Genomic DNA, 23,967 nt, shown 5'->3' with positions numbered 1-23,967 from the left:
AGGAGCTGTTGCCCCTGGGCGTCGGCTCCGTGTTCAGCTTCGGCGTCAAGGGCGGCCGTGCCGCCGGCAGTGCCTTCATCGAGGCATTGCAGCTGGCCAGCCACCTGGCCAACGTCGGGGACGTGCGCACCTTGGTGCTGCACCCGGCTTCCACCACGCACCAGCAGCTCTCCGCCGACCAGCTGGTTGCGGCAGGCGTTCCCGAGGACCTGATCCGCTTCTCGGTGGGACTGGAAGACATCGATGACATCCTCTGGGACCTGGATCAAGCCCTGACTGCCTCGCAGCGGGTGGCCGACGCCCCGGCCGAGGAAGCCTACGACGGGGCAGCCTGCTCCATCGACGCCGCCCGCGCGGCCGCCGTGACGGGAGCCAAGTAATGAGCAACGCCGTGGAAACCCGCACCTGGGAAGGCCCGAACGCGGCCGAACGCCTCGAGATCCTGCGCAACACCAAGTCGATCGCGATCGTGGGCGCTTCCAACAAGCCCTCGCGCGCCAGCTACTTCGTGGCGACCTACCTGTTGTCTTCCTCCAAGTACAAGGTCTACTTCGTCAACCCGGTGCTCGATGAGATCCTGGGCCAGCCGGTCTACAAGTCGCTGGCCGACCTGCCGGAAACCCCCGACCTGGTCGAGGTCTTCCGCAAGCACGACGACCTGCCCGGCGTGCTGGATGAGGCTCTTGCAGTGGGGGCCAAAACCCTGTGGCTGCAGCTGGGTTCCTGGCACGAGGAGGTCGCGGCCAAGGCCGAGGCCAACGGACTGAACGTGGTGATGGATCGCTGCGTGAAGATCGAACACGCACGCTTCCACGGCGGGCTGCGCCTGGCCGGGTTCAACACCGGCGTCATCTCCTCCAAGCGCCAGCTGCTCGCCTAGCAAGACAGGCTGCCCAATGCCAAGGGTCCGTGCCCGAAACCTCATGGTTTCCGGCACGGACCCTTCGCATTGGAGGGAACCCGCGGGACGGCCCGAGCGGTTGCCGTAGGCAACCCGCCATTCAGGGGCGGCCCGTGGTTCTCATTACCACCCGGTGTCGTCCTCGTCGTCGGCCTCGGAAATCCCGAGGTCCGGCTGCTGGTTCGAATCGAACTCCGCCCAGGCCTCGGCGAATCCGAGGATGTCCTCGAGCGCTTCTTCCTCTTCATCGTCCAACAGTTCCAGCGCCTCGGGGGTGTCGAGGATGATTCCGATCGCAGAGGCAGGGTGTTCCTCGAAGTAGTCGATCGGCGAGTAGTCGGAGTTGAAGGTCAGGTCCTTGCTCTGCCCATACAGTTCAATGAAGGCCCGCACCGCCTTCGGCACACGGGCCAGGTCCAGCCCGGACAATGAGTCGTTGTAGGCCTGCGCCGTTGCCTCGGCCCATTCCTCGATGATGGCTTCATTCATTTGCGTGTCGGTGGTGCCCACTGCCCTATCCTGCCTAATTGGAGTTACATCGAGCACCAATAGTAATGGGCGGAACCCGAAGCGTACATGCCCAAAAATGTGAAATTCGTTGGGCTAATACAGGCGCGTCGGCGGCACCGATCCGTCGCTCCCCGGGACAGGCAAAAGGGAACCTGCGCGGGCGCCTGGTCGGCACCTGCACGGGTTCCCCGGAGCATCCCCTCGTTAGAGCCTGCGGTTGGCCAGCACCGGTAGGAACTCGCGCACCTCGTCGATGCGCCGGCGCGTGACATCGGTCGTCACCAAGCCCTCGGCATCGTCGCCCAGGTACTCGATCGGCACACCCATGGGATCCAGGATCGCCGAGTGGCCGATGGTGTGGCTCGAGCTGGTTCCGGCGGCCGCGACCCACACCGTGTTCTCGATCGCGCGTGCCCGCAACAGGGTTTCCCAGTGCTCGATCTTGTGCTCGCCCTTGAACCAGGCGGCGGCCACCAGCAACAGCTCGGCGCCCTCGTTGACCAGCCTCCGGGCGATTTCCGGGAAACGCAAGTCATAGCAGGTGAACACGCCGACCTTCATGCCGCCGATTTCGAAGACGGGGACCTCGGCAACATCCCCGGCCTTGATCGTCTTCGATTCCTGGTAGGAGAATGCGTCGTATAGGTGGATCTTGCGGTAGGTCCCCAGGATCGCGCCATCCTCACCGAGCACCACCAGGGTGTTGTAGGGCCGTTCGTCGCCACTTTGCTCGTATCCCCCGGCCACAATGGCAACCTTGTGCTCGGCGGCCATGAAGGAAAGCTGCTGGACGAATTTGGTCCAATTTCCTTCCAGGGCGTCATTCAACGGGCCCTTCACCTGCGAAACGGCGAGCATGGCCTCTTCGGGAAAGAGCACCAGGTCGGCGGCCTCGGCCTTCGCCTTGGCAACCAGTCGTTCCATGGTTGCCAAGTTGTCGGTGACCGACCCTGTGGGGGCAAATTGACCAACGCTGACCTTCATGGCGATTCCCTTCGTCGCTGAGTTCTTTCACCCAGCCTAACGACAATCGCCAACTCGGCGAATCAGTTGCAGTGATTTTTGCCCCGACCCGAAGAATGTGACGGCAAAACGGTCGACAGGGGGACGGTTCGGCATCCCGACGCAGGTCAAGACCGCATCCGTGCCCCGGACATGGCAAGGGCGCGGTACCGGGCCAGTTGGATGTCGTTCATCCTGCCCCGCACCGCGCCCGAGCGCGTTGCTGTCAGTCGTTGATCAAATCGTGACGGACGATCGTCTGCTCACGGTCCGGTCCCACGCCGATGGCGGAGAAACGGGTCCCGCTTATGGCCTCGAGCGCCAGCACGTAGTTGCGTGCATTCTCCGGCAGGTCATCGAGGGTGCGGGCACCGGTGATGTCCTCGGTCCAGCCGTCGAAGTATTCGAAGACAGGCTTGGCGTGGTGGAAGTCGGTCTGCGTCATCGGCATCTCGTCATGGCGCACCCCGTCAACGTCGTAGGCCACGCACACCGGGATCTTCTCGATGTTGGTCAGCACGTCGAGCTTGGTGACGAAGTAGTCGGTGAAGCCGTTCACTCGCGAGGCGTGGCGGGCCAACACTGCGTCGTACCAGCCACAACGGCGCGGACGGCCGGTGTTCACGCCGAATTCCCCGCCGGTCTTCTGCAAGTATTCGCCCATGTCGTCAAAGAGCTCGGTCGGGAACGGGCCTGCACCCACGCGGGTGGTGTAGGCCTTGATGATGCCGATCGAGCGGCTGATACGGGTCGGGCCGATGCCCGAGCCGACCGAGGCGCCGCCGGCGGTCGGGTTCGAGGACGTCACGAACGGGTAGGTGCCGTGGTCCACGTCCAGGAACGTGGCTTGGCCGCCTTCCATGAGCACGACCTTGCCGGCGTCCAGCGCATTGTTCAGTTCGAGCGTCGCATCGATGACCAGCGGGCGCAGGCGCTCGGCGTAGGAGAGGAAGTACTCGACGATTTCGTCGATCTCGACGCTGCGGCGGTTGTAGACCTTGACCAGCAGCTCGTTCTTCTGGCGCAGTGCACCCTCAACCTTCTGGCGCAGGATGGATTCGTCAAAGACGTCCTGCACGCGGATGCCCAGGCGACCGATCTTGTCCATGTAGGCCGGGCCAATGCCGCGCCCGGTGGTGCCGATGGCGCGCTTGCCCAGGAAGCGTTCGGTGACCTTGTCCATGGTCTGGTGGTACGGGGCGACCAAGTGCGCGTTGGCCGAGACGCGCAGCTTCGAGGTATCGGCACCACGTGCCTCCAGCCCCTCGATCTCCTCGAATAGCGCCTCGAGGTTGACCACACAGCCGTTGCCGATGATCGGGATGGCATTTGGCGAAAGAATACCGGCGGGAAGGAGCTTGAGCTCATACTTTTCACCGCCAACGACAACTGTATGACCTGCGTTGTTGCCGCCGTTTGGCTTTACAACGTAGTCAACCTGGCCACCCAAAAGGTCTGTGGCCTTGCCCTTGCCTTCGTCGCCCCACTGGGCGCCGACGATCACGATTGCTGGCATGGGATCCTCCCCCTTGCTCGATTCAGCGCGGCCGGCAAAAATGCCGGGTCCCGGCGGTGCCGGGCGCAGAAATGCCCCTCGCTCTTCGATTGGCCCAAGCAGGATCAGGAAGAACAGTAAGGGGCTCTTACGTCACGAGTTTACCCGATGCAGCATCAATGAGTGGATTTATGCTTCCCTGGGCTCGTCTTCTGCTTCGACCGCCGCCGCCAATGCGGCGCGTGCCAGTGTTTCCCAGTGCTCGATCGATGTTTCGGGAACGGAAACCCAGTCACGGAAGGGCCGACCCTGACCCGAGGGGTCGAAGAGGCCGGCACCGGGATATTCCAGGGACTTGCGCATGATTTCACTCTCGCGTCCCACCTTGAATCCCATGGTGTCCTCGATAAGGCAGGCGATGGCCTTTGATTCATACTTCAAGGCGTCCTTGCCAAACATCTTTCCGGCAGCCACTCCCTCGCCAAGCAGGGCACGGGTGAGCCGCTGGAACTCTTTCATGGCCTCTGGTGTAGGAAATTGCATACTCATGCCCCCATCAAACCCCGCCTTTGCCCCTTGCGTCGAGGGATCGACCAAAAGTCTTTTGGCGACTGTGCCTCCCGCCTGCAGCTGCCCCAGATGATGACGCGAAGAAATGCGCCCACATTCAGACTTGCTTGGAGTGCCGCCTAGACTGGGAGCCATGGCCCTGACGCGTGAACAACTCATTGATGCCGCCGTGGGCGTGCTCTCGGAGTTTGGCCTGGCCGACCTGTCCATGCGCCGGCTGGCCCGGGAACTGGATGTTCAGGTCGGGGCGCTGTATTGGCATGTGAAGTCCAAGCAGGAATTGCTCGTGGATGTTGCCGCCAGGCTCCTGGACGCGGTACCTCGCCCCGAATCCCCCACCCCGGCATTGGCGCCGCTGGCCATCGCCGCGCTGCTACGCCAACTTCGCGCTGCACTGATCACGGTTCCGGACTCGGCCGAGGTCATGCAGCTTGCCCAATCCATGCGTCCCGAGTCGCTGGACCCATTGGGATGGCTCCTGGAATTCCTGAGGATCGCAGGCATCTCCGAGCGCGATGCGGCCTATGCCCGGCATGTACTGGTCAACCACTTGCTCGGTTCGATCGGTGCCCATCAAGAGGCGCTGGCCCTGGCCGACGGTGCCGAACGCACCGGGGCGTCAACGGCCTGGGGCGACGACGCCTTCGACTACGGCGTGCGGGTGATCCTGCAAGGGATGGCCTTGGAGCACAGCACCGCCTAGTTGCCCAGACGGCCGTTGGAGGCTTCCAGATAGCAGGCGCCGCAGAGGGATTCGTACCAAACCTTGTCACCGTCGATAGCCACCTGGTCTCCGTCGAAGATGATCTCGTTTCCGATGCGGCGGGTGTTGAACACCGCTTTCTTGCCGCAGCGGCAAATCGTCTTGAGTTCCTCAAGGCTGTGTGCGATCTCCAGCAGGCGCCGCGACCCGGGAAACGCATGGGTGCGGAAGTCCGAGCGGATCCCGTAGGCCAGCACGGGGACGTTATCCAGGATGGCGATGCGGAACAGGTCATCGACCTGTTCCGGCGTCAGGAACTGGGCCTCGTCAACCAGCAGGCAAGCCACCGGAGGCGCATCCACGTGCTGCAGCAGGGCATCCGGATCGTCCCCGGCGACTTTAGCGGCAAAAAGTTCCCGGGCATTTGCTGACGGCGGGATGAGGAAATCCACGTCGCGGCTCATTCCCAGGCGGGAAACTATTGCCGAGTCGCCCTTCGTATCGATCCCCGGCTTCGCCAAGAGGACCCGCTGTCCGCGCTCTTCATAGTTGAAGGCGGTCTGGAGAAGACCCGTGGACTTGCCGGAATTCATTGCCCCATAGCGGAAGTACAGCTTCGCCACATCGTTCCTTTCGAGTTGGACGCCGTGGACGATTCTATGCGCAACCGAACTCCTGCACCTTCCGGCGCCTGCCCTTTCGACAAAGACGCCCGGCCTCGCTGAACGGTCCTTTGGACGAACCGTCCGGCGCTGCCGGGCATTTTCAACGTGCACGCAAATCCACTTGTGAGTTATGCCAAGTCCTCCACTAGAGCCATATCTTGACGCTCTTCCCCGACAGGGACCATGCGTTTGCGCAGCAGAAAATAGAGCGCCCCGACGACAAGGGCGAAAGGGACGCCAAAAACAAGTGTCATCGTAAATTCGACGGTAAACAGCGTGGTGACCAGCAGTGCCGCCATCAGCAACGCCCCCAAAAGCGAGCCCAGGGGATAGAAGGGAAGCCTGTAGGCAAGCTTTTCACCGCTGCGCTTATGGTGTCGACGGAAATACAGATGGGTGACAAAGATCAGCATCCAGGTGGCCATGGCGCCAAACATTGACAAGGCCATCATCACGGTGAATCCGGTTTCCGGATTGGTCGCGTAGATCAACGTCGCCACGGCGATTCCTCCTGCCGACAGCAGAAGTGCGTTTACCGGGGCGCCGTTCTTGCGCACCTTTCCAAAAACGCGCGGGGCTTGGCCACCGCGCGAGAGCGAAAACATCATGCGCGTGGAAATGTAGAGCTGCGAATTCATGGCCGACAACGCCGCAACAATGACCACGAAATTCAGGATGGAATCGGCATAGGGGATGCCGATGACCTGCATGACAGTGACAAAGGGGCTCCCGCCCTCCAGTATCTTGCTCACCGGCGCGATGGCGAGAATCAGAGACAGGGTCAGGATGTAAAAAAGGAAGAGGCGCAGCAAGGTGACCTTGAAGGCCTTCTTGACCGCCGTTTCCGGTTCCTTGGCTTCACCGGCTGCGATGGCAATCATTTCGATGCTCAGGTACGAGAAGATCGCGACAATCACGGCGAACCACACTCCCTTGAAACCGCCAAGGAAGAAGCCTCCGTCGGCGTGGTAGTTCTGCATGCCGAAGTCCGGATTTGAACCGCCGAACACCAGCGCGGCGGCAACGACGATGAACCCGACAATGGCGAAGACCTTGGTTGCAGAGAACCAGTATTCGAGGGTGCCGAATGCCTTGACGTTGAACATGTTGACAGCGATGAGCAACGTAGAGAATCCGAGGACCCAAACGATCGGCGGGACGGCCGGGAACCACATCTGCATGTAGTCCCCCACCGCGGTGACTTCCGTTCCCACCGCCAGCACGATGCACGACCAATACAGGTACTTGATCATGAACCCCGCCAGGGGGCTGATGTAATGTTCTGCAAAAGCACCAAAGGATCCGGTGGTTGCGTGTGCAACCGTCATCTCCGACAGTGCACCCATCAAAAGCAGGGCGATCAAGCCCCCGATGACGTAGCTGATGATGACGCTTGGGCCGGCAAAGGAGATGGCAAATTTGCTGCCCAGGAAGAGTCCTGTCCCGATGGCCCCGCCCAAGGCAATCATGCCCAGTTGGCGGGAGGTCAGCTGCCGGGACAGACCGGCTTCTCTTTTCTTGATGCTATCCAACGACGAACTCATGAATTACCTCAAATCATTGTGTACGAGTGAAGCGGAGCAGTAGTTTTTGGGTACGACAAACCTGTGGGCGGTCCGGGTGTCTGGGGGACCGCCCACCATGATGACTTGTAGAGGAGTTCCTTTAGGTGACAGCCTGACGCGTGCGGTAGGCCGGGACGTCCCAGGCGCGGGTTTCCAGGATGTCGCGCAGGATTTCCACCGCGTCCCAGATATCGGTGAAGGAAAGGTAGAGCGGCGTGAGCCCGAAGCGCAGCACCTCGGGCTCGCGGTAGTCGCCAATGACGCCCCGGTCAATCAAGGCCTGGATGATGGCATAGCCCTCGGAGTGGCGGAAGCTGACGTGGCTTCCGCGTTCGGCGTGGTCCTCCGGCGTCACGAGCTCCAGCCCGAATTCCCCGCAGCGCTCGCGCACCAGCGCGATGAACAGGTCGGACAGTGCCAGCGACTTGGCCCGAACCAGTCCCATGTCGGCTTCCAGCGACACGTCCAGGCCGCATTCGATCATGGCCATGGATGTGATGGGCTGGGTGCCGCACAGGAAACGGCGAACATCGTTGGCGGCCGTGTAGTTGTCGGCCATGGCGAAAGGGGCGGCATGGGACCACCAGCCCGTCAGGGGCTGCCAGAAGCGGCCCTGGTGGCGCGCGTTGACCCAGATGAAGGCCGGGGAGCCGGGCCCGCCGTTGAGGTACTTGTAGGTGCAGCCAACCGCGTAGTCGGCGTTCGCCCCGTTGAGGTCCACCGGGACGGCACCGGCCGCGTGGGCGAGGTCCCAGATGACCAGGGCTCCTGCCTCGTGCGCGGCGGCGGTGACCGCGTCCATGTCCCACATGGCGCCGGTGCGGTAATTGACATGAGACAGGGCAAGCACCGCCACGGAATCATCCAGCGCCTGCTCCAGCGACAGGTTCTCGTCGATGAGTCGCACTTCGTAGTGCTCGTTGGTTTCGGCGTTGACCGAATTCAGGAAATCGCTGATGCCCTCGGCAATGTAGATGTCCGTGGGGAAGTTGTCGCGCTCGGTCAGGATAACGCGGCGGGACGGAGCATCCTGCTGCTGGATGCGCACGGCCGAGGCGAGCGCCTTGAACAGGTTCAGGCTGGTCGTGTCGGTGACGACGGTCTCGCCCTCGTTTCCGCCGATGAGCTTGGAAAGCTTGTCTCCGAGACGGCTGGGCATCTCGAACCAACCTGAAGTGTTCCACGAGCGGATCAGTCCCTGGCCCCATTCGTTGTTGATGACTTCGGCAGCCCGTTCGGCTGCACCGCGCGGCAGCGGGCCAAGCGAGTTTCCGTCAAGGTAGATCAAGCCCTCCGGGATGGAAAAACGTCCACGGAAAGACGCCAGTGCATCCACCGCATCCTCCGCTTGGAGACTTGCGCGATCCGTGTGGGTGGGTGTTCTCATGATCGGATTTAAGGCCTTTCTGGAATCAATGGCGTGCCCCTGCTGCGAAATGCGTGCCACGGCCGGGAAAACCCATCATAGAATTATTCACGATGTACTGGATAGGACCTTGAACAAGTGCTCAAAATAATGGGAGTTTTTCGTGCTAAATTCTGAATCCATCCGGAATCATGACAGCCAGCGAAATGCTGTTCGGCTCGATGAAGTGGACCTGCGGATACTTCGCGAACTCAGCGCCGACGCGCGCATCCCCAATAACCTTCTGGCCTCACGTGCGGGAGTCGCCCCGTCCACCTGCCTGAGTCGCGTCCGCGCGCTTCAGGAGTCCGGGGTGATTCGCGGGTTCCACGCGGACCTGGACCCGGCAAAACTGGGCTTGCGCATCGCCGCCATGGTGTCCGTGGTGGTCCGCTCCGAATCCCGCGATTCCATGCTGGAATCCGCACGCACCCTGCGCGGGCTCACGGAGGTCCAGGATGTCTTTGTACTTGGAGGAACCCCGGACATCCTGGTTCACGTCGTCACCGACTCCATCGAGTCACTGAGGGATTTCGTTGCCGAGAATCTCGGAGCGAATGCCGCCTTTTCGTCCACGCAAACCAATATCGTCTTTGAGCACCTATCCCCCGCCAAAAAAGCCTGACGAACACCGGGAAAGCCTCTGGGCACCTACGGGGCCGCTTCCGCATAGCCGCGCAACGATTTCAAGGTATCGGCCTCGGAGCCGGCAATAGCGGCCAGAAGGTCCCCGACCTCATTTCGAAGTTTCTTGGCCGCTTCGACCTTGATCGTCAGCCGGACCCGAGTCTGTGCTGATTCTCCGGCGAGCGCATACCGGTAGTGCACGCTGATGTCTCCCCCGCCGGAAGTCAGGGTAATGGCCTCCTGGTCGACCAATTCCGAAATCAGCAACTGACGTTCATGGGATCCGGAACGGTAGTCGAGGACTGTCCCGAGGCTCGTAAGCTGCTCGGCCTCCATCGAATCAACCCCGGGCATCCATTTGGGCGCGGCCACCCAATCGGTAAGCAGTTCCCACACTCGCGGCACCGAGAGGTGAATCAGCTCCTGGGAATCCAAAGCCTGAAACTGTGTCATAGCCGAATCGTGTCACGCCGCAGCCCAAAATGAAACGCCTACAGACCCTTTTGCCTCTTGCGCATCACGAGGGTCAAGGTGCCGCCCAGCAGTAGTGCCAACCCGAGACCACCCATGACGACTGTGCCGTTGCTGCCGGTATTTGCCAGTTCATGCCGTTGGGTTTCGACAAGGGGTTTGGCGACGGCCTGGGCAATGTGCTTTTTCTGGACCACAGGCTTGGTGACGGTCGCAGCGGGCTTGATTTCAATATCTCGCTTTTCTGGCTTTAGCGTCGGCGTGCTCGCCTCCGGCGAGTCCGGTTCGGTGACTTCCCGTTCGCCCAAACCCGCTAGGATTCCGTCGAAGGCTTCCTGCGCCCATTCCGGGTTGTCTGGGAAGAGTTCGTTGAGGTACTCCCACAATTCGTCCAGATAGTACTCGTCCCCGGTCGTTTCAAAGTCAGTCACAATGTCGATGATCGTCTGGAGTTCAGGTGAATCCATCATGGCGTTGTTGTATTCATCGATGAATTCCTGGCCTTTGTCTGAATCCAGGAATTCATTCCACTGGTTCTCGTCCCAGGCCTCGGAACCTTCGGGCATCGTCAGGGTCGGCATCCAGGCCGGCATTTCAGGTTCCTCTGCAGGGACCTCGGCCATCGGCGGAGAGACCGACTCTTCAACGGCTTCGGTGGTGCTGGCTCCCTCTGCGTTCTCCGGTTCGGTCGTCCTCGCTAGGCTCGCTACTTTAACGACCTGATCGCTGACTTCCACCGAAGGGTTGGATGGCACGGCGTCTTCTAGGCCGGGTTCCTCCGCGACGGCGGTTTTTTCTTTCACCGTCGGCAGGTCCAGGTTGTCACTTCCGTCCTGGATGGGACCCTGCGTTCCGGCGATGGACGGATCCACCCCCTCCGAGGGGGCCGCCGCAGGAATCACTTCGGCCGTGCCCGGATCGTCCTCCGTGACCCCGGGGGCATCAGCCGGCACATCCTGCCCCGCACTGAGGGCATCACCCGACTGCTGCACGGAATCTTGGGCCGATTCGGTGTTCCCAACTGCCGCTGCGCTATCGACATCGTTGGCGCCGGTTATCTGGGAGGGGTTCTCAGTCGCGGTGATTGAGCCTTCATCGAGGGGCAGGGCTTGAGCCGCCAGGGGGCTAAGCATCAGGCCCGAGGCCATCACCGTTCCGAGCAACGCAGTAACAATTCGAGGTGCCATGTCAGTCCTGTCCCAGAGATTGGTGCGGTGGAAACAGGAGCCGGTGCCACGTGACGTCCCCTTGGCCCGTGCCCTGCAGTCAACGTGAAAGGTGCGCCACGTGTCAGATCAATCTATGGCAGTGAAAGGGTTTCGCCTAGTCACGATTTGGAAAAGAATTCTCCCGCCATGTCGGGCACGCGAACCGACTCGGATTCAACGCCCCTTGGACCCTTCAAGGGCAGCAACTTTTTGATTTAGGTCGGCGTTGGTTTCAGCTAGATTTTTAAATTCTCCGCGCCCCTACCGCCATCGGACACGCAGTCACGATGAACCTTCGCGCTCCGGTTCACCAGCGTTCTTGCGGTCCTTAAGGCACCGAAAATGGGTCCAGAACCCAACGAAAGAGCCCGTGCCGATCGTGTTCGCCGGAAATCCAGCTACGAGACAGATGCGGCGATTGCCCAAGCCGGGTGTGAGTACCGCTTTCATGCGGAGCGAGGGGTTCGTCAGGAGTGTCCATCACGCAGTATCACGTGATCTCATAGGCGAATTCGACGTCCGATCAAAGCACAACCTTGAACCGAATACCCAGGTGCCTGTCCGCCGAAACCTTTGACAAGCCATTGGACATCCCCTTGGCATGCCTGGCGTCAGTGTCTTCAGCGACAATCCACCCGCACGTCGATCTTCCTTCTCGGATCCCCGAGGCTTGTTCGATCAGCCTGCGCGTCGGCTTGCCGACCATGTAACGTCGCGCGAACGCGATCCGGTCACCGCGAAATAGCGCGCAGCCACCTGCGCCCGGCGCAACGACTCGCCTTTCGCTTGATCCGGGGAACCGACAGCAGTCGATTGCCCACCCAACATCGTTTGCCCCGCAGGAAGCAGCGTGTGCCACTCCGCGGACTCGACGTCGTCGGTCACATAGACCTCAACGGCGTCCGGCGCGAAACCAACGGCATCCAACCGCGCCGGCCCCCGCCGAAGTGACAAGGCCGAAAAGTTGCCACTGAGCTGCGCCAACAGCTCGTCAAGCTTCTCCCCCTCCGGGTCGATCTCCTCGAAGCGATCCTTGCCGATCGCCCAAGTGGCCACGGTCCTACCCGGAACGGCCAACGGATCCGTCGGAGGATCAGGCAGAACCTCGGTCCCCTGCCTCGCTGCCCGGAGTCCACGCCCGAGGGTCATTCCGAGAACGGCACAGCCCACCAGCGCCGCAATCGTCCAAGTGATCGGCCCGAAATTGATCAGCAAAACCATGGAAAGAACGATCACCAGTGGATAGGCCATCATGCGCTGGTATGGGTCTTGCCGTGCTCCGGAAAGAAACGAGAGCAGCAGGACAACTGCAGAGAAAAGGCCGACGAGAACCGGAAACGCACCAAACAAGAAAGAAATCGCCAGGCCCCCAATCGCCGCAGCGAACGCAAGGACGTAACGTCCCGGCGTGGGCGCCGCCACCCGAGCAACCGGCGTCAGTCGACGCTCAACTAAAATCATGAGGCCAACGTCCTCCAATCAGCAATCGTCGGCGAGCTAAACCACGTCATTTGGGGATCGGCACCGCCCTTTCGGTGGAAATACCGAACCGCAGCCAACGTTTTCTCCAGAGTCGTGGTTTCCCAGGACGAATGAGAAAGAAGCATGTCCCCAATCATCACCTCGACCTGTCCCGGATCGCTACCGGGCGACGTCAACACGCTCCACTGATCCTCTTCCGATGTATCGGCGGAAAAGAACACCATGAGGGGACCCTGCGCATTTCCTGCAACGGTAAGGCAGGCATCACCACGCGTGGCACTCACCAACGTGCGCCGGTCACCATCCAACGACTGGATCTTGGCAACCAGGGCAGCCTCCGAGAACCCGGCCTCGCGGAAGATTTTCCGGCCAACGCGCCACTCCAAGGATTCACCCGCTGCCTGCCGTGAACGCATTGATGTCGGTGCCCCACGGCCGCGGCGCCGATCCAACTCCGAGCGCAGCACAGCTCCCACCATCCATCCAGCAATCGCGCTCAGCCACCAGGTTCCAAAGACGAAGGAAACATTTGGCAGGAGGCGAGAAATGGCAAGTGGCACCAGTATGAGTGCCGCAAGTAATGTGAACGGCGCGCCGACGGCAATAAAGGCCAACGTGGCCATCAGGAACAAGGCACCTAGAACGATTGTCAGCAGATCTACTAATTCAAATTGTCCAAGCGTCAATGTGCCACCTACAGCGACACCTAGCGCAATCAAGGCCAGAACTAGCCTAAAGACAATGTCGGACCGACTCATTGGCTTGTAGCGCCGTGCCTTTGTATGCTTCTTAGTCACTTGATGGATTCCCAAATCGTATCTAGTCCGACACCAATTCCGCCACCAGTTAGTGCAGACCCCCACAAGGCTGACGTGTTGTGTTTTTCAAATCGGACGAAGGTTCCACCCCATGTCCTCGGCTGCTGATAAGGAAGTCTCCGCAAGACGTCGAAATTCGATGGGGTGATTTTCTCAGTATATCGTTCTGTAAAAGGCAAATGCGGGGCCGCTGCCCCACCAACTCCAACAAAAGCCAACTCCTTCCAAGAAAGTGGCTCACCCGAAATAAGGCTATTCGACGTCGCACCTCCAATGCTGCCAGCAGAGTTCACCAGTGAAGTCGAGACATCTGAAGTCAGCGAACTGGATTTTCTCCCCATATGCTGAGCGATGGAACCACCCGCCGGCCCTGCCACCCCACCGACCGAACCGCCGACAAACCCTCCCACCAGGGCACCGGTCATGCCGCGACCACTAATTTGTCGGCCACCTGCCGTTTCAGCCAAGGCGTGGAACCCGCCGGACGCGACAGCACCCACGCCGCCGTTCACACCCATGTTCGCCGCCAATGACTTGACCACATTAGCGGTGGGAGCAACCTGCATCGAGGCCTGAGCCTTCATGCCACCAACGCTGGTGGCCTTTACCAGCATGGGAGCCGCACCGCCGACTCCCCCTAGGACCGTTGAGCCCGCGGCCTGTGCCCAGTTGACGTCCCCCGTAGCTGACTTCTGAATAAGTACATCAGCACCGCCAGCTATCATGGCCAAGCCCATGGGGCCTCCGACGCCGCTAGCCATCATTATGAATCCACCTACGACCATAACGCTCCCCACTAGCTCAGCGTTCTCGTCCATCCAGCTTTCTGCCTTGGCCAGCGCGCCGTTGTTGCCGTCGCGGTAGGCCTGCAGATCGGCCTCGGAAACGGGACTCAAACCCAAGGGGTCAATCGCATGCAACGGGTCGTTGCCGGCATACGAATACGGGTTTCCGGCCCAGCCGGAGCCCACCACCGGATCCAGCGGATCAACGGACAGGAACCCGCGCGTCATCGGGTCGTAGGCCCGGGCCCCGAACCAATCCAGTCCGGCCACCTGCAGCCCGCCGGACGCCCCGACGGCCAACCCAGCGGGAAGCCCCGGAAGGGCATCCGCAGCCATGCCCCACGGGCTGCCGGCCTCCGTCGAGTGCGCACTGCGCCACCCGGCCGAGCGCACCGTTTCGCCAATGGCGGTCACGCCGCCGGGCAACGCCGTCACCGATTGGTCGCCCAAGGACATCAGGCGAGGGGCAACCTCCGCCGAGTCCCACCAAACCTCGGTGCCATCGACCTCGGCCAATTCGCCGAAGGCGTCAACCCACAACTCGCTGCGGGAGGCCCCGGAGGAACCCTCCGTGGCCACGGCGGCCAGCCAACCGCGCGGGGACCATTCGAAGGACCGCACCGAGCCATCGGGCTCCACTGCCTCGGTTCGCCGGCCCAACCCGTCATATGCGTAGGTTCTGGTCCCGGCCTCGTCCGTGCGCGAACGCAACTGGCCCGCCGCGTCATATGCGAGCGCCGCTCCGAGTCCGTCAACGGATTCAGCTACCAAACGGCCGGCAAGGTCATAACGCCACTGGGACACCACACCGTCTCCGCGCATCGAACGCTCCAGCTGGAACGCCGCGTCGTAAAAGAAGCGGGTTTCGATGCCGTCGGCAAGGATCGCGGCAATGCGCCCGTCGCCGTCACGCCGGATGAGGGTCTCGGTCACGCCGTCGACGGTCGTCGTCGTGTGGCTCACCAGGGCGCCCTGGTCAAAGTGCCAGCCTTGCACCGCACCGCTGGCGACCGCACCGACCATGCGTCCGGCGGCGTCCCGCTCGTAGGAAATCCGCCCGAAGACCGGGTGCTCGACCACCACCACGCGCCCGGCGGCGTCATGGCCGAACTCCGTCCGAGTCCCCTGAGGGTCGACCATGGCGGTACGGTTCCCGTCCGCGTCGTACTCCCACGACGGGCCAATCCCGTTGCGCAGCCGCTCGATGAGCTGTCCGCGGCGGTTGAAGCGCACCAGTTGTTCGACCCCAACGCCGCCTTTCCGGGTGTGGTCGGTGATCCGCACGGTCCGGGAACGCGCATCGCGGCTGATCTGCATCAACGCCTGCCCGTCGACCGCGAGCGATGCCTGCCTCCCGGCCTCGTCGTAGGTCCACTCGGTGCGCCGGCCTTCCGGGTCGCACTGCCACAACTGGCGGCCGGCCGGGTCAAAGCCCGCCGTCGTCGTCCGGCCCAGCGGATCCGTTTCCGAGACGACCTGGTCGGCTTCGTTGTAGGACCGGCGCGTGGTGGCACCCAGCGGGTCCGTGACGGTGATGAGGCGGCCGCGCGAGTCGTAGTCGTAGCGGGTCTTGCCGCCCAGTCCGTTGACGGTCTCGACCAATTGCCCCGCCGCGTCGTAGCGGAACTTGCGCCGCCCGAACGAGGAATCCACGGCACGGACCATGCGCCCGGCCAAGTCGTATTCAAAACGCGAGGTTCCGCGGCCCGGGGTGTAGCGGGAGACAATCCGGCCGACGGCGTCGTATTCCAGTCGCTCGGTCTCCCCTCCCGGGAACACGCGGGCAACGACGCGGGACTCGGCATCGTATTCCAGGGCGGTGCGCGCACCGGTCGGGTCGATGCTTGCGGCCGGCCGGCCGGCGTCGTCGAACTCGAAACTGGTCACGGCCCCGCCCGGGGAACGGTGCTCGATGACCCGTCCGGCGGCGTCACGGCGCAGCAACGTCAATCCGCCGTCGGCATCGACCAGTTCCACCGGGCGGCCGCACGCGTCGTAGGTGGTCAGCTCGGTGCTGCCGTCCGCGCGCTCGGAGACCACGGGTCGGCCGAACTCGTCGCAGCGCACGCTGCTGCGTTCGAAGGCGTCTTGGACGGTCGCGGTTCCAGCCGAGGCGTCGGAGGCATACGACCGACGCACGCCGGTGGCGTCGACCACCGCGGTGAGCTCGCCGTTCTTGTTGTACTCGCGCGACCAGGCGTGTCCTGCGGGATCGATGACCTGTGTCAGGCGAGCCAGCGCATCGTGGGCGAAGCTCCACTGGGCACCGTCCGAAAGTTCGATACCCGCAAGGTTCCCCAGGTCGTCAAGGCTGCGCGTCACGGCACGACCCAGCGGGTCGACGGTTTGGGTGAGCTGCCCGTGGGCGCCGTAGTGCATCTCGGTGCGGGACCCGAGCGGGTCGGTGACCACGGCCAGGGCGCCGCCGGGTGCGTATTCGAACTTCCACAGGGCGCCGTCGGCATCCCGGCGGGAGCGCAGCTGTCCGTTGGCGTCATAAATGTAGCTGGTGCGAGCCCCGCCGGGGGACACCGCCTCGGTCACCCGCCCCGCGTCATCGCGGTGCAGCGTCGCGGTGTTCCCGAAGGCGTTAGTGATGGTGAGCAGGTCCCCGAAGCCGTCGTAGCCGAAGCGAACGCGCACCCCTACGGGATCGACGACCTCGGTGAGACGACAATCCCGCCAGGTGAGTTCGGTGCGCCCGCCCACGGGATCGATGATGAGCGAGGGGTTCCGGGAGGAATCGTCGGCGTATTCATACTTCACGACTCCGCCGGATTCGGCCACCACGATCACCGGCCGGTCCACCTCGTCATAGCCGTAGGTGATGTCCGCCCCGCTCGGGGTGCGGGTGCGGATCTTCCGGCCGCGCTGGTCGTAGGCGTGCACCGTCAGGGAGCCGTCGCGCTCGGTGACGGAGACCAGGTTGCCGTACCTGTCATAGCTCATGGACTGCCGGTTGTCATCGGCGTCGATGACCCCGACCAGCCGTCCCTTGGCGTCGGCGATCCAGGCGTTGGAACGGGTTCCGTCCGCATCGGAGACCACCGTCAGGCGGCCGGGCAGGTATGCGAACCGGGTAACGCGGCCGAACGCCGAGACCTGGGTGAGCACCCGTCCGTGCTCGTCGTAGGTGTTGACGGCCTCTTCGACGCCAGCGGCGTCGGTGACCGCCTCGATCAGGCCCGCGTCGTTCCAACGGTAGTGGCGCACCCCGCCCGGCCCGGAGGCGGAGAGCAATTGCCCGTGCTCGTCGTACTCGAACTCCACGCGGCGTCCGTCCGAGGCAACAAGCGCCGCGATCCGCTCCCCCTTGAACTCGGTGCGCACCCGGCGGCCATGCTCGTGGATGAGCTCGGCGACGACACCGTCTGCATCCCTGCGGACGGATACGGAGGTTCCTGGTCCGGTGTCCTTAGAGAACCATGTCCCTGCCAGGGTAAAGACCCAGCGGGATCCAGCGTTATCCCGCACCACAAGGGCTTCACGCGGGCAATTGGCGATGGTACGTCCCTCGCTCGCGGCCATTGGCTCAGCGAGAGTTTCGCGCTTCAGCCAATAGCTTTCGCCGTCGGCCCGGTCCCAACCCTCGCCGAGACGCGGGAACCTCACATGGCGCCCATCGGGCAACACGAGGGAAGCGCCCTCATCGTCGAGTTCGAGGCGGATCTCGAACACTGAACCCCAGCCCGGGCCGAAGATGCCTACCCGCCCATCCATGGAGTTGTATGTGCGAGCGGCCGACAGCGACGACGCCGCACCCGTGAAACCGAGGTCGACCTCGGTTTCCAGGAAGTTGCCGGTGGAGGTGTTCACCGGGTCGTTTGAATACCCGGTCGTCGGAGGTCCACCGAGAGTCTGGGGAAGGTCAATCGTGAGGTCGTGCCGCTCTGCACCGACACCCTGCGCGGCCAGGGCCGCCAAGAGGGCCGAGTCGGCCAGTCGCGAAACGTTACCCTCGCCGCCGGCGGCGGCGAAGGCGTTGGCGATGGTCAGGGCCCAGGCCACGTCCTGCTCGTTGGCCTCGAGCCACTTGTCGAATCCGTTGACAACCCCGTCGGCGTGCAGGGAGCCATGGCTGCAGCGGGCTGCAAAGTCAGCCAGGTGTCCTCGCAATGCCGCTGGCCTGCCGGCAAGTTCGGCGTTCAGGCCCGCCGAACCCGTGGCGAATGACCGCAGATCGCTGGGCCGCGCCGCGGAAACACCGGCATTGGAGCCACCGCCCGGGGCGGGTGTCTGTCGCACCCCGGTCACCGGGGCCAAAGCCTGGATGCTCACTTCCAGCGCCGGAGACCCGACGGTCGGCTCCTCGGCACCGATCCACCAATCCACTGTCCGGTCGATCCAGTTTGCTTGGCGTTCGTCCCGGCGCTGCTTCCATTCCCTGGCCAGCCGGCGCCGTTCGTTTTCCTTGTGGGCTTCTTCCTTCAGCGACTTGGCTCCAGCGGCCGTCTCGCGCAAGCGGGCCGCGAGCTCGGTCGCGTCCGCGGACGCAACGCGCGCGTTGTCGGCAAAAAGCTGTGAGAAGTGCCCCTGGAACTCGGTTCCAGCCGTCGCCGCCAGGGAGGACCGGGAGCCGGACTGCCCCTCGATGCGCGACGCCGCCAGATTGAACGCTGAGATCAGGGCGTCTGCCGTCCCGTTGTCAAACACAACATCATGTTCATAGACGCCCAGATCTGCCACGCAGAAGCTCCCTCATCAAGCCACGGGACCAAGATGTCCCCGGAACAGATCCGGGGCACCGTAAATACCTCGGAGGAAAAGATGGAAAACGCCCCCGCCGCCCGCGCGGCATCACGGCCGGAGGCAACGGGGGGCGAGGCCCTGAACTGGCTAGTTGCCGCCGCCCGCGGTGAAGATGTTCGTCGAGATCTGGTTCAGTTGGCCACGCAGCTGCTCCAGCTCGGTGCGTGCCTTGTCCAGCGCGGCCTTCGTCTCCGGCCACGTTGAACCGCGGAACTGGGAAGCAAGGGGGCCGTCCCAGACATTCGGGTCAGACAGGACCCGACCCTGGGCATCCAACTGGCTGATCTGATCGGTGAAGCCACCGTTGATGATCGCCTGAATCTGCTGAATGGCCGTCTTTGCCTGCTCCGTTGATAGGACACGCGACATGAAATCCTCCAAGAATCTTGGTTATGTCTCCGCGCAAGAGCGCTATGAGGAGACTCGAACAGGAATAACTCTATCAACATGACATGGTCCATCCCAAGCAACCGAGGCATGAATTCCAGGGATCAACGTCATGAATGGATTTCGTCGCACACCGGACCCCCTTGGTGATATGAACGCGGGGGCACCTTGTCCGTTTATTCATTTCGGTGGCGTACCGCCTATTATTCAATAGGAATTTGCAAACGAAGGGACCCCAGTGGCCAGGACGCGCACACGCCAGCAGCATGTCAACACAACCAAACGCACCCTCCGACTCCGTCGTGGCGCGGGCGCGGTACTCACGGTTGCTGCCTTGGCTTTCACGACATCGTGCACCAACGCCCCACAGGCCATCGACAACCCCACGAGGGTGCTGCAGTCAGTCAACGTGGATCTTGCCTCCAACGGCTCGATCTCGGCGGTGAACGGAACCGCCATCTCCGTGGACGACGCCACCGGCGGTTCCTCGAGCGCAGATACCTCCTATATTCCTGGTGAAGTCGCCAACGACCTTCCCGTTCGCGTGAGCACGCAGTACCGCACCGCGGAGAAGACCGGCACCAATCTCGAGGAGCTGGCCGGCTACACCGGCCGGATCGAGATCGGCCTGACCGTGGAAAACCTCACGGTGGCGCCCAACGACGTGACCTTCGACGTCGCGGGCCAGTCCCGCACCGAACCGGCACTCGTTGGCGCACCGATGACCATTGCCGCCTCGACGGTGCTTCCCGAGGTTTCCCCCGGCGCCATCGTCGCCGAATCCGGTTCCGGCGCGGCCGGGACCAACGGCATCGTCAGCGCTTCGCCCGACGGGGAGACGGTCATCCAGTGGGCAACTCTTCTGGCACCTCCGGCAACCAGCGCCAGCACCACGCTGCGGCTGGTCGCAGATGTCACCGATTTCGCCACCCCGAGCATCGACCTGGCCGTGCAGCCGGGCATGTCCACTGACCTCTCGGTGGACGGCGTGCTGGCCTCCGCGTTCGACACCAGCCCCACCTCCGAGCTCGCCCTGCAGCGGCGCACCATCGACCTCATTGCCGAAGTGAATGACGTGTTGAGCCGTGCGGGCTCCACCATCACCGACGTGCGCGGCAACCTGGAGAGCACCTCACAGACCTTGGGCGTGAGCACCGCCGCCCACCTGAAGGAGAGCAGCGACTCCCTGGCCGGGACCCTCAGCGGGTTGAAGGACCAACTCGGATCGCTCAAGACCGACCTCGATTCCACCGTCACCGGCGCCGAGACCACGACCCTCGCTCAGCTCTCCCAGACCGTCAACACCGTCGACGCCATGCTGGGCGACACCTCGGTGGCCGTGCCGCGGCCCGTGATCGACGGCCAAGGTTGTGCCGCGATTGTTGCGCCCGCGGGCGAAGCCGCAACCGTCTATTCCAGCCTTGTGCTGATGTCCGCTCAGCTGGACGGATACGCCCAATCAACCGCGGGCTGCCGCGACGAGGTTGCCACCGCACTGAAGAGCACCGTGGGACCCTCGGAGCCGAACGCCGAGAATTGCGCCGTAGCATCACTGACCTGCGCCTTCCATGCTTCGTCAATCACCGTGACCGGTGCCATGCTCAAGCTGGTGGGCCAGGGTGACGACCTCGTGGCATCGCTGAACCCGGAGGTCATCACCGGTGCACAGGCACGGCACCGGATCCTTTCCGACAGAATCGACGATCTGGCTGTCCAGGTCCAGGCTCTGGACGAAAGGTCGACCACCGGCGAAGCCAATGAGGCGGAAGCTGCCAAGGCGGCAATCGAAGCCCTGAGGGCATCGGTCAAGGCTACTTACACCCCGCTGGAGGACCTGACAAAGGAAGCCGACACGCTGGTCAAGGTCGAGCAGACCCGGATCGACGAGATCCACAAGGCCGCCCTGGCAGCAGCCAAGCTTGTCGACGGCTGGGGCGATGGGCCGGATGAAGTGGCCCCGGTGGAAAGCGAGAACGATCTCAACTCCTTGATCAAACAGAACGCCGATCTTGCCGCCGAGCTGTGCGAACTGATCGAAGAGGAGACAGAGGCTGAAGAAAAGGAACAGGACGGCAGCAAGCCCCTGCTTCCCATAAAGGTCGACGACAACAAGCTCCCCCGCGACGACATCGAGGATCTTCGCGCGTACCTGACGGCGACCCCCTGCCCCGCCACGGATGGCAGCGAATCCGGGACGCCAAGCGAACTCACAACACCGAATGGTTACCCGGCTCCCATGGACGAGCGCTTGGCAACCCAGCGCGACGAGCTGGCCGCGGAGGCCGAAGATCGCGAAGAGGTTTGGGCCGAGCAGGTCGAGGAGCGTGCCGAGTTCTGGGGCGAACGGGCCACAGAACAGACCACGGCATGGAATAAAGTAGTCGAACTGACCGAGACGCCGGTCTCTGATGAACTGATCAAGGCAGAAATCAAGGCCGCCACAGAGAGCCTCGATGCGATCGGCAAAAAAGTCGACGAGTTGGAAGTCACCGTGAATGGCGGCGGCAGCCTCAAGAGCGCGATCGCCGACCTGCGCAAGACCGTGGACGATGCCAAGGTAAGCCGTGATTCCATGGGCGGGGCGCTCGTAACTCTCCAGGAACAACAGGACGAACTCGAAACAGGCATCAAGAAGGCCTTCGAGGAAACCCAAAACTCCACGGTCGCGGAGGTCACCGCGCTGATCGACAGCCAGATCCGCGTGGTCTCCGCCCAAGGCGCCGAAGGCAGCGACGCAGTCGTGAAGGCCTTCGACCGCTCGGTTGCGGGTCTGTCCGCTACTGCCGGCGACGTCGAGGCCAACGCCAAGACCACGGTCGACAAGCAGCATGCGGAACTTGCCAAGCAAGACGCCGGCCTGACGGAAGCAGTCAGCAAGCAGACCGCTGCCTCGCTCGAGGGCATCGCGCAGAGCACCGGGGCCTCGACGCGGGATGTCGAGGGTGCCTCGAAGCTGCTCGCCGCCGGCCTTTCCAAGGTCATGCTCGACCTGGGCGACCGCAAGGTGAACGGGTCCGGCCTGCTCGGATCCATGGCCACCAGCGCCGCGAAGGCCGACACGGCCGACTACCAGCTGGCCCTGGCCACCAAGAACGCCCAGGGCTACGCCAACGTGCGCGCCGAGGACGTCGCCGGGATCCTGCTGCGCCAGGCCCAGTTCAAGGCTTCGCTCGAGGCCGTCTCGGCCCTGCCGACCTTCCACCTCGAGGTGCCGGCGGGCACCGCGACGCAGACGCTGTACGCCTTCCGCCTCGGAAGTGCCAAGTGAGCCGTCTCGCGACGCGCCGGAACCTGATTTCCGGCGCGGTGGCCATTGTGGCCGTGGCCGTGATCATCGCGATGTCGGTCTTCCTGTTCCGTCCTTCCGACGCGGCAATGGGCGATCCGGTGGAGGCAAGCGTCCCGGTGGCATTGTCCGCAGCCAACGTCCCTGCCGAGACCAAGCTCGGTGTCGTCGTGACGCTGGGTTCGGGGTCGGGCAGCGCGTGGAAGGAAGCGGCACAGGGCGCGGCGGTTGCCGCGCACCGCTTCTCCCTCTCGGGCACCGCCATCGCCCTGTCCACCGCCGATGACCGCGGCACCGACGAAGGCGCCCGCAACGCAGTGGAGAAGCTGGTGTCCGAGGGTGTTGCAGGGATCATCGTGGCCACCGACGGCCAGCAGGTGGACGGCGCCCTCGAGGCCGCCGCCGACGCCGGGGTTCCGGTGCTGCTGCCCTACTACGCCGACAAGGTCGACGGCGACGGCGCCGCCTGGCGCACCGCGCCCACCGGGGCCCAAGTGTCCAAGTCACTGACTTCCGCCCTGGCGGGCGCGAAGCGGACGCTGCTGATCGACGCCGGCGGCGGTGCCCCGGCATCCGTGGACGTCGCGGCGAATATCTCCTTCGAACCGGGCGCCGACGCCGAGCAGCTCGCTGCAGATGTCGCCCGCCGCACCGGCGTGGCGGAGCCCGCACGCACCGACGGCACCCCTGGACGCGCCCCGGTGGCCAACCCCGCCGACGCGGTGCTGCTCTCGGGCAACCCGACGCAACAGGCAACGGTCGTCCATGCCCTGCAATCGGCCAACGTCACGGTCCCCGTCGTGCTGACACCCGGGGCCACCAGCCCCGCGTTCGCCTCCCGGTTGGCCCAGGCCGGCGGCACCGCCTCCGGACGGCTCTCCACCGTCGGCCCCGACGCCGGCGACGCCGCCGCCCTGCGGCCCGATGCCTCCGGACGGGCCATGTCCGGGTTCCTCGCCGGCCTGCGGGTCCTCGCGCAGGACAAGGAAGCCAAGAACCTCACCGGCGACGTGCCCTTCAGCGAGGTCGCCAACGCCGCCGATTCGCGCAGCCACGACGCCGTGGTGGCCCTGGTGCGGGCGGTATCCACCGCCGGCAGCAGCGATCCGGCCGAAGTGGCCAAGGCACTCGGTACGCTGAAGCTTGGCCCGGCCGACGGCATCGCCGGTCCCGGACTGGACTTCACCCGGCCCGATAGCATGGACGGGGAACCGGCGGTGCTGCACTTCTCGGCCCAGGACCTGGGCTTGCGCCCGCTGGTATCCGGGAGCGGCGGACCGGCTTCCTGGTTCTCGAGCCCCGCCGCCGACTGACCCCACGTCCCAACGACGAAAGGAG

Annotated in this window: 19 protein-coding genes; 6 read left to right on the top strand and 13 right to left on the bottom strand. The window is 63.5% G+C overall.

Features of this window, described 5'->3' with window-relative positions; all coding sequences use genetic code 11:
• Together ACIPUB_RS16795 and ACIPUB_RS16790 are read left to right on the top strand one after the other, a co-directional pair.
• Window positions 1-380: PLP-dependent transferase (locus ACIPUB_RS16795; RefSeq protein ID WP_407608411.1), on the top strand; the 380-nt coding region annotated here is incomplete at its 5' end.
• Entirely contained in the window at window positions 380-880 is a 501-nt protein-coding gene (locus ACIPUB_RS16790) for a CoA-binding protein (RefSeq protein ID WP_407608410.1), read from the top strand. The genes ACIPUB_RS16795 and ACIPUB_RS16790, both read left to right, overlap by 1 nt.
• Window positions 881-1,024: 144 nt before the next feature.
• On the opposite strand, the gene ACIPUB_RS16785 is transcribed toward ACIPUB_RS16790, so the two are convergent.
• From ACIPUB_RS16785 to ACIPUB_RS16770, 4 genes are all read right to left on the bottom strand, one after another.
• Complete coding sequence (locus tag ACIPUB_RS16785) at window positions 1,025-1,411, bottom strand: hypothetical protein (RefSeq protein ID WP_407608409.1); 387 nt, start codon at window positions 1,409-1,411, stop codon at window positions 1,025-1,027.
• A 204-nt stretch (window positions 1,412-1,615) separates the two neighbouring features.
• A complete protein-coding gene (locus ACIPUB_RS16780) occupies window positions 1,616-2,395 on the bottom strand; it encodes a carbon-nitrogen hydrolase family protein (RefSeq protein WP_407608408.1) in 780 nt (259 codons plus the stop codon).
• Between the two features lie 244 nt (window positions 2,396-2,639).
• Window positions 2,640-3,929 carry an adenylosuccinate synthase gene (locus ACIPUB_RS16775; protein ID WP_264269821.1) on the bottom strand — a complete coding sequence of 430 codons (1,290 nt, stop codon included), beginning with the start codon at window positions 3,927-3,929 and terminating at the stop codon, window positions 2,640-2,642.
• A gap of 168 nt (window positions 3,930-4,097) precedes the next feature.
• Entirely contained in the window at window positions 4,098-4,457 is a 360-nt protein-coding gene (locus tag ACIPUB_RS16770; protein WP_407608407.1) for a hypothetical protein, read from the bottom strand.
• A gap of 154 nt (window positions 4,458-4,611) precedes the next feature.
• Here ACIPUB_RS16770 and ACIPUB_RS16765 point away from each other — a divergent pair, with 154 nt between their 5' ends.
• Entirely contained in the window at window positions 4,612-5,181 is a 570-nt protein-coding gene (locus tag ACIPUB_RS16765; RefSeq protein ID WP_407608406.1) for a TetR family transcriptional regulator, read from the top strand.
• Here ACIPUB_RS16765 and ACIPUB_RS16760 read toward each other — a convergent pair.
• The 3 genes from ACIPUB_RS16760 to kynU form a co-directional block, all read right to left on the bottom strand.
• A complete protein-coding gene (locus ACIPUB_RS16760; RefSeq protein ID WP_407608405.1) occupies window positions 5,178-5,804 on the bottom strand; it encodes a thymidine kinase in 627 nt (208 codons plus the stop codon). The two genes, ACIPUB_RS16765 and ACIPUB_RS16760, sit on opposite strands and share 4 nt — an antisense overlap.
• Window positions 5,805-5,974: 170 nt before the next feature.
• Complete coding sequence (locus ACIPUB_RS16755) at window positions 5,975-7,390, bottom strand: amino acid permease (protein WP_407608404.1); 1,416 nt, start codon at window positions 7,388-7,390, stop codon at window positions 5,975-5,977.
• Window positions 7,391-7,511: 121 nt separating this feature from the next.
• On the bottom strand, window positions 7,512-8,798 hold the full coding sequence (gene kynU, locus ACIPUB_RS16750) for a kynureninase (RefSeq protein ID WP_407608403.1): 1,287 nt from the start codon (window positions 8,796-8,798) through the stop codon (window positions 7,512-7,514).
• Window positions 8,799-8,940: 142 nt separating this feature from the next.
• Between kynU and ACIPUB_RS16745 the strand changes: the two genes are divergently transcribed.
• Window positions 8,941-9,441 (top strand): Lrp/AsnC family transcriptional regulator, encoded by a 501-nt coding sequence (locus ACIPUB_RS16745; RefSeq protein ID WP_407608402.1) that lies wholly within the window; start codon window positions 8,941-8,943, stop codon window positions 9,439-9,441.
• A gap of 26 nt (window positions 9,442-9,467) precedes the next feature.
• Here ACIPUB_RS16745 and ACIPUB_RS16740 read toward each other — a convergent pair whose 3' ends face one another.
• The 6 genes from ACIPUB_RS16740 to ACIPUB_RS16715 all read right to left on the bottom strand — a co-directional run bounded on the left by ACIPUB_RS16740 (window position 9,468) and on the right by ACIPUB_RS16715 (window position 19,325).
• Window positions 9,468-9,896, bottom strand: a complete 429-nt coding sequence (locus tag ACIPUB_RS16740) for an SRPBCC family protein (protein ID WP_407608401.1) — start codon at window positions 9,894-9,896, stop codon at window positions 9,468-9,470.
• A gap of 38 nt (window positions 9,897-9,934) precedes the next feature.
• Window positions 9,935-11,101, bottom strand: a complete 1,167-nt coding sequence (locus tag ACIPUB_RS16735; RefSeq protein ID WP_407608400.1) for an LPXTG cell wall anchor domain-containing protein — start codon at window positions 11,099-11,101, stop codon at window positions 9,935-9,937.
• Between the two features lie 699 nt (window positions 11,102-11,800).
• Window positions 11,801-12,583 (bottom strand): hypothetical protein, encoded by a 783-nt coding sequence (locus ACIPUB_RS16730; RefSeq protein WP_407608399.1) that lies wholly within the window; start codon window positions 12,581-12,583, stop codon window positions 11,801-11,803.
• On the bottom strand, window positions 12,580-13,401 hold the full coding sequence (locus tag ACIPUB_RS16725) for a hypothetical protein (protein ID WP_407608398.1): 822 nt from the start codon (window positions 13,399-13,401) through the stop codon (window positions 12,580-12,582). Before ACIPUB_RS16725 ends, ACIPUB_RS16730 begins: the two co-directional genes overlap by 4 nt.
• Window positions 13,398-18,893, bottom strand: a complete 5,496-nt coding sequence (locus ACIPUB_RS16720) for a DUF6531 domain-containing protein (protein ID WP_407608397.1) — start codon at window positions 18,891-18,893, stop codon at window positions 13,398-13,400. The genes ACIPUB_RS16725 and ACIPUB_RS16720 overlap by 4 nt, the downstream gene beginning before the upstream one ends.
• Before the next feature lie 150 nt (window positions 18,894-19,043).
• Entirely contained in the window at window positions 19,044-19,325 is a 282-nt protein-coding gene (locus ACIPUB_RS16715) for a pyrophosphorylase (RefSeq protein ID WP_071214649.1), read from the bottom strand.
• A gap of 352 nt (window positions 19,326-19,677) precedes the next feature.
• Between ACIPUB_RS16715 and ACIPUB_RS16710 the strand changes: the two genes are divergently transcribed.
• Window positions 19,678-22,611, top strand: a complete 2,934-nt coding sequence (locus tag ACIPUB_RS16710; RefSeq protein WP_407608396.1) for a hypothetical protein — start codon at window positions 19,678-19,680, stop codon at window positions 22,609-22,611.
• Window positions 22,608-23,942, top strand: coding sequence for a hypothetical protein (locus tag ACIPUB_RS16705; RefSeq protein WP_407608395.1), 1,335 nt, complete (start codon window positions 22,608-22,610; stop codon window positions 23,940-23,942). Before ACIPUB_RS16710 ends, ACIPUB_RS16705 begins: the two co-directional genes overlap by 4 nt.
• Window positions 23,943-23,967 lie beyond the last annotated feature (25 nt).

This window comes from Paeniglutamicibacter sp. ORCA_105 (genome assembly GCF_045798545.1).
Classification (GTDB): domain Bacteria; phylum Actinomycetota; class Actinomycetes; order Actinomycetales; family Micrococcaceae; genus Paeniglutamicibacter; species Paeniglutamicibacter sulfureus.
This window is presented reverse-complemented; position numbering and strand designations above follow the sequence as displayed.